4 protein-coding genes are annotated in these 6,802 nt (G+C 57.6%); all 4 read left to right on the top strand.

Annotation, left to right across the window (positions count from 1 at the left end; genetic code table 11):
• Window positions 1-23: 23 nt before the first annotated feature.
• The gene (locus tag H5U02_13075; protein ID MBC7343353.1) at window positions 24-1,358 is read left to right on the top strand and encodes a 6-phospho-beta-glucosidase; all 1,335 of its coding nucleotides are present in this window, start codon (window positions 24-26) and stop codon (window positions 1,356-1,358) included.
• Window positions 1,359-1,467: 109 nt separating this feature from the next.
• Window positions 1,468-2,490, top strand: a complete 1,023-nt coding sequence (locus tag H5U02_13070) for an ATPase (protein MBC7343352.1) — start codon at window positions 1,468-1,470, stop codon at window positions 2,488-2,490.
• Between the two features lie 46 nt (window positions 2,491-2,536).
• The gene (locus H5U02_13065; protein ID MBC7343351.1) at window positions 2,537-3,970 is read left to right on the top strand and encodes an MFS transporter; all 1,434 of its coding nucleotides are present in this window, start codon (window positions 2,537-2,539) and stop codon (window positions 3,968-3,970) included.
• Between the two features lie 400 nt (window positions 3,971-4,370).
• On the top strand, window positions 4,371-6,802 hold a 2,432-nt coding region (locus H5U02_13060), incomplete at its 3' end, for a beta-galactosidase (GenBank protein MBC7343350.1).

The raw sequence follows: 6,802 nt of genomic DNA, 5'->3' as shown, positions 1-6,802 counted from the left end.
CCGTGTTGACAGGAGGTAACAAAGTGAGCCGAGATAACATCAAGCTAGCTGTAATCGGCGGGGGTTCCAGCTATACGCCGGAATTAATCGAAGGGATCATTGATCATATGGAGACCTTTCCGGTAGGTCAGATTGCCCTGGTTGATATCCCCGCCGGGCAGGAGAAGATGGAAATCATCGCCGACCTGGCGCGGAGGATGCTGGCCCGAGCAGGCCTGGCCGAGCGGGTAGAGGTGCAGGCCACTCTAGATCGGCAGGCGGCCCTGGAAGGGGCTGATTACATCATCACCCAGTTTCGGGTGGGAGGATTGCAAGCTCGGGCGCGGGACGAGCGCATTCCCCTCCAGTACGATGTGGTGGGCCAAGAAACCACCGGACCCGGGGGTTTTGCCAAGGCGCTCCGGACCATTCCCGTGGCCTTGGAGATTGCCCGGGAGGTGGAAGCCATCTGCCCCCAAGCCTGGATCATCAATTTCACCAACCCTTCCGGCATCATTACCGAAGCCATTAGCCGCTACAGCAATGCCAAGGTAATTGGCCTTTGCAATGTTCCCTTAAGCCTGAAGAAAGCGCTGGCAGCCCTACTCAGCGTGGATGAAGAGCGGTTGGACCTAGATTTCGTTGGCTTAAACCACCTTAGCTGGGCGCGGCGCATCAGCCTGGATGGCCGGGACATTACCCGCCAGGTACTGGAAAAGCCTGAGTTCATCGGCATGGCGGTCCAGAACATACCTGGGGGCGAATGGGTGAAGGAAGCGGTACTTTCCCTGGGCATGATCCCTTCTCCCTACCTTCGTTACTATTACTTTAGCCGCGAGGCGGTAGCGGAGGAGAAAGAAGAGGTGGCCAGTGGCAAGGGTACCCGGGCCGAGCAAGTGATGGCGGTGGAAAAGGAGCTGTTTGAACTTTACCGGGATCCCGATCTGGCCAGCAAACCGCCGCAGCTCTCTTTCCGGGGTGGGGCCTGGTATTCGGAGGCGGCGGTTTCGCTCCTGGATGCTCTTCACAATAACCGCCGCGAGGTGCATGTGGTCAACGTTCCCAATCGGGGGGCTATAACCGACCTGCCCGATGAGGCGGTGGTGGAAGTCAACTGCCTGGTGGACGCCCAAGGGGCCCGACCCCTGGCCTGTGGCCAGTTGCCCCTGGCGGTGCGGGGGTTGGTTCAGCAAGTAAAAGCCTATGAACAGCTTACTGTCCAGGCAGCCGCCAAAGGCAGCCCCCAGCTGGCCTATCTGGCACTCCTAAACCATCCCTTAGTCCCTGGAGCCCGGGTAGCCCAAAGCCTGTGGCAAGATATCTGGCGGGAGAATGCCCAGTTTTTGCCCCAATTTGACAAGTATCGCAGCGCGCCTTGATCAACCAAACGAGGCGGTGGCGACTGGAGACAGAGGCAGTCTCAGGCAGGGGCAGCATGGAGGAAATAGGGAAAAGAAGGTAACTTGGCGTAGAGAGCGAGGTGGCGTGGTGCCAACCATATATGTGGCTGGAATTGACGGCGGAGCCAGCAAGACCATGGCTGTGGTTGGCGATGGCCAGGGGCGCATCCTGGGGTGGGGTCAAGACGGCCCTTCCAATTACCAAGTGGCAGGCATGGGCTCGGCCATGCAGGCGGTGCAGGGGTCGCTGGGCGCGGCCCTAGAGCAGGCCGGGATTACCATCAAAGACCTAAGCCAGGTGGTGCTGGGATTAGCGGGAGCCGATTTGCCAGATGATTTTAAAAATCTGCACCAGGCCTTGGACCAGGTATTTCCAGAGCAGAATTACACCCTAACCAATGATTGCTGGGTGGCCTTGCGGGCGGGAACCGAAAGTCCCTGGGGAGTGGTTTCCATTTGTGGGACCGGCGGCAACGCTGCTGGCCGCAACCGCGAGGGCAGGGAAGTAATCTTGCGCGGCCTGGGATTTGAATTCGGCAACTGGGGGGGAGGGGCGGATCTCACCAGGGATGCCCTGCACCGGGCCTTCCGCTCGGACGAAAGGACTGGCCCCAAAACTCGCCTGGAGGAGGAAATCCTAAGCCTGTTTGGCATGGACAATTACAGCCAGCTGGCGCAAGAGATGCGGGACGACCTAGGGCTACAGTACCGGGCTTTGTGGTCGGTGCCGCCATTGGTTTTCCGGCTGGCTTTTGAAGGGGATCGGGCCTGTCAGGATATCCTGGTGCGCATGGGTGAAGCGCTGGGACAATCCTGTGCCGGCGTGATCCGGCGCCTGGGCATGACCGAGGAGGAAGTGGAAGTGGTCCTTTCTGGGGGGCTTTACCAGGCAGCGGAATCGGGTACCCCCCTCTTAATTGACGCCTTTACCTTGGCGCTGCACCGGGTGGCTCCCCGGGCTTGGATCCATTTGGCCAAATACCAGCCAGTGGTAGGAGCTTATCTGTTAGCGCTGGAAAGTCAGGGGGTGAAGCTAGGCGACGAGGCCTACAAGCGTCTGGATCAATCCTTGGAAGTGGCTGGAGTACCTCTGTCAAAAAACATCGCTTGAGGTGAAAGGCCAAGGCCTTCTAAATCTAGAAGAGGAGGTTAGTGGAATGGCTGTTGAAATTGGCGGGACAAAACCGCAAAGCTTGGGTCGGAAGCTTGCTTATAGCGCCGGTAGCTTGGCCGGCTCCATGGCTCCGGGTACCTTTGCTGCCTTTGCCATGTTCTTTTACGTAGACTTATTGGCTATGCGCCCCTACCTTTTTAGCTTGGCCATGATCATCTACAGCATCTGGAACGCCATTAATGATCCCTTATTTGGGCAGATTTCTGACCGTACCCGTACCCGCTGGGGCCGCCGTATCCCCTACATAGCCTTCGGGGCTATTCCGCTGGCAGTAGCTTTTGCCCTAGTCTGGATGCCGCCAGATGCGGTACGATCCGGCGACTGGCTGGGCTATCCGAAACTGTTCTGGTATTTCCTGGTGGTGGCCTTCCTGTTCGATGGACTTTACACCATGGTGATCCTGAACTGGACCGCTTTGTTTCCCGAGATGTACCCGAACTTGGAGGAGCGGGCCCAGGTTTCCGGCCTCCGGCAGAGCTTCACCGTCATCGGCATGATTATTGGCACCGCCTTGCCGCCGATGATTTACGGCAAGTTGGGCTGGCCCATGCTGGGCGGCATCTTAGGAGCAGTAACCTGTATCTCCCTGTTTGTCTCCCTTTTGGGTAGCAGGGAGCGGCCCGAGTTTAGGGGGGACGAGCCGTTGGCCTTATGGCCGGCCCTGAAGCATACTTTTGCCAACCGCTCCTTTATCACTTACGTCATTGCCGGATTGCTCATTCAGCTTACCTTTACCATTATGCAGGGCGCTATTCCTTTCTACTGCAAGTATGTGCTTCGCATTGAGGGCTTTCAGGTTTCGCTGCTCTTGGGGGTAGTCTTTATCGTAGCCCTGCCTTTTCTGTACTTCTGGCAGCGCATGACCGTGCGCTGGGGAGCTCGCCGCACCATCATGACCGCGGCCACCATCTATGCCCTGGCCCTGGTTCCCTTCCTATTTATAAAGAGCTTCGTGGGGGGATTGATCACGGCCGCCCTGGTGGGCATCGGCGTAGCTGGACCTATGCTGCTCTTAGATGTTCTGCTTTCTGACGTCATTGATGAGGATGAGCTCCGCACCGGAGTGCGGCGGGAAGGCATGTACTTCGGCATGAATGCCTTGATCGTCCGCCTGGGCATTTCCGTGCAAGCCATAATCTCGGCGGTGGTACTAGAAATGAGTGGTTACGATGCGACCCTGCCTATTGAGGCCCAACCGGCATCAGCTATCATGGGCATGCGGCTACTCATGACGGTGGTGCCAATCGCCATCGTGCTTTTGGCTTTACTCGTTTGGCGGCTCTACCCGCTCCACGGTGGATATCTGGAGAGCGTCAAGTTCCAAGTGCGGAAGTTACATGAGGAGAAAGGGCGCCGCGCTTGGGGCGGTGGCGGAGCGGAAATAAGCCAAAGCGGTGGCACCCCCATACAGGGGTGAAAAAGTCCATGCGTCCATGGGTAAGGAAGGTAAGCTGAGGCATGGGTCCTGAAGCGCCCCAGCATCCAATCAACCACAAGACTGTAGCCCGAAAATACCTTGCTGCGTATAGCGTGGATCCCAGCTCGGGTCAGTCAGTTGAGTGCTGGGCGCTGAAGGGTGAGGGAGCCATAGGGATCGCTGGCGAAGCATCTTGCGCCGGCGCTGGTGCCCTGGCATGGGAAACGTTTCGGAAGCATCGTCAGGGTTATGGTAGGAGCCAGGTATGGTAGGTGCAAGTAACCGTTGCTACTGTGACGTTAAGCTTGCCACCTTGCCATTATACTGTATCGTGTGCTAAGGTTTGATGGGAACCTTATCGGCGGGAAGAGGATTACCCGCGCGGAGGGAGGGTCAAGCAATGAGGAGACGTAGGCGTCCAGTTCGGTTAGTGGCCACGGTGGCGGTGGTGGCGCTCTTAGTCGGCTTGCTGGCTGGGTCGGCAGGACCCGCCGGCCTGGCCACGGCCAGTTCAACTCCGGCCCTTGAGGCTCAGGCCCAAATCCAAGCTAAGGCTATGTCAGCAGCCCCGTCCAGGAAGGCGGAGATCCGGGATGGAGTCTTCTACCTGGACGGAAAGCCCTATTATTTCTGGAGCGGCGACTATCCCTATTACCGGGACAACCGTTCCGAATGGTCGCGGGTGCTGGACCAGCTAAAAGCCATGAACATCAAGTTCATCACCTTTTATATTCCCTGGCGGCACCACGCGCCTTATGATCCGGTGTTTGGGACCGGTTTTTATGACTTTACCGGCGCTACCCAGGCCAACCGGGATGTCAGGTACTTTATCCAGCTGCTCAAAGAAAAAGGGCTCTATGGCGTGGTCAAGCCCGGCCCCTTTATCTGCGCTGAAGTAGATTATGGTGGCCTTCCTGATTATGTGGAATGGGCAGTGCGGTGCGGGAAGATCGAGTTTGAACGCGACTCCACCAATTTCCCTACCGTCTGGCCCCAGCCCTTGCTCCAGAGCATCATGCCCGCTTCACTAGACTCCTATTATCAAATTTACGTCAAGGATTGGCTGGGCCAGGTGGACAAGTTCTTGGCCGACAACCATTTTCTCTATCCGGAAGGGCCCATCGTCGGCATGCAGCTTCTAAACGAGGGCATCTACTCCAATGCTCGGGAAAACTTGAGCGGGTTCCGTTCCTACGATTATTCGCCTTCAGGGATCCGGGCCTTTCAGCGTTACCTCAAGCAGCGCTACGAGACTCTGGCCAAATATAATCAGTACCATGGTACTTCCTATTCCTCCTGGGAGGAAATTCAACCCCCGCGGAGCTGGAAAGGAATTCTGACCCGGGGTGAGCTTGACTTAGGCAAGCTTCCCGTCGTCTCCCTCTTACCCATACCTAAGCTGGACTTTAAGGCCATCCCCGGGCTCAACCTGTTGCCCTTTGACTACCTGGATCTGGGGTTCCTTAGGCAGGTGCCGGTGTTGGGCGACTTCCTGGCAACTATTCCCCTCTTAGGGGGACTCACCGGCAATCGACCCGACGCCCGCGCCGAAGTGCTGACCTACCTGGACTGGGGCGACTTTGCCGCCCACTACTACGCCGAGGTATTTAAAACCTACAAATCTTATATGCCCAGGACTTCCAAGCAAATCCCCATCGTCATTAACCCGGTGCCACCCATGGATTACCATATCGCCGGGGGCAAGGGAGCCGAACCCTGGATCACCCGGGTCAACGCCGAGATCCTGGAGTCAGCGGGTGCCAACTTCGGCTATACCAACTGGATTGGAATTGCTGCCTACGAGGCCAAGGCCTATGCGGTTTACTCCTTCCTGGCTATGCGCCACCGGGGTATGAACCTGGAGGACAACTGGAGCTACTCCAAAAACAGTGTGGCCGAGATGCTGTTCGGCAGCGACATAACCCCATTTAAGGAAAGTCTGCCTTCCTATTTCGGGGCGGTCTTGTTCCCGGCCTTTGGGTCTACGGGGCTAAACGTCTACACCGCTGCCTCCACCGACAACTGGACCAAAGACGTTGATACCTGGTGCCAGCCGCCCCATCCGCCTTCGGCCCCGGTAGCCGAGGACGGGAGCCTGCGCAGCAAATACTGGATTGGCCAGCAGCTAGGGCGATTCTTCAACGAGGAGGGAGGCTATCTGGTCACTAGCAATTACCGGGAGCCAGGCATTGCCTGGGGTATATACCCTCCCTATGCGGCGGCCGATGCCTGGAACAGCGATGCCAAGGCCTGGCGGGAAGCGGGTTTCTCCGACGTTCCCCGGTGCAGCTACGACGGGGTGGATGGGTTCCAGGATCTGCTCAAGCGGACCGACACCGAATTTACCATGATCAATATTCGGGAAGAACCCTTATCTGAGCTTAAGAAGGTAAAAGCCATCTTCCTTTCCGCCTACGACTGGATGGACCGTTCTACCCAAGACAAGCTGGTGGAGTACGTGCGCCAGGGCGGGATGCTGGTGTTGAGCGACTTCGTGCCTTACCTGGATGAAAACTTCCAGCCCTACACTAAGCTCCGGGATACCCTGCTTCCCTGCAAGTACAAGGAAGTAGAGCTTTCCGGCAAGGAAGGTCCCAACGATGCCGTAACCGTGGAGTTTGACGGGGGGAAGTTTACCGGAGCGGCCCTGTGGCGGTTCCAGTCGGTAACTTTGTCCGGGAATGCTAAGCCGCTAGCCACTATTACCAAAGACGGGAAGAGGCATGTGGTGGGCTACCGGGTGCCCTACGGGCAGGGGCAGGCCATTTACCTGGGCTTCCACCCCTGGGTTAATCCCGGCACCAATGCCGGCAACCTCATCAACCGCAACCA

This window comes from Clostridia bacterium (genome assembly GCA_014360065.1).
Lineage (GTDB): Bacteria > Bacillota > DSM-521 > Neomoorellales > JACIYF01 > JACIYF01.
The sequence above is the reverse complement of the archived record's forward strand: the minus strand, read 5'-3'. Positions and strand labels throughout refer to the sequence as shown.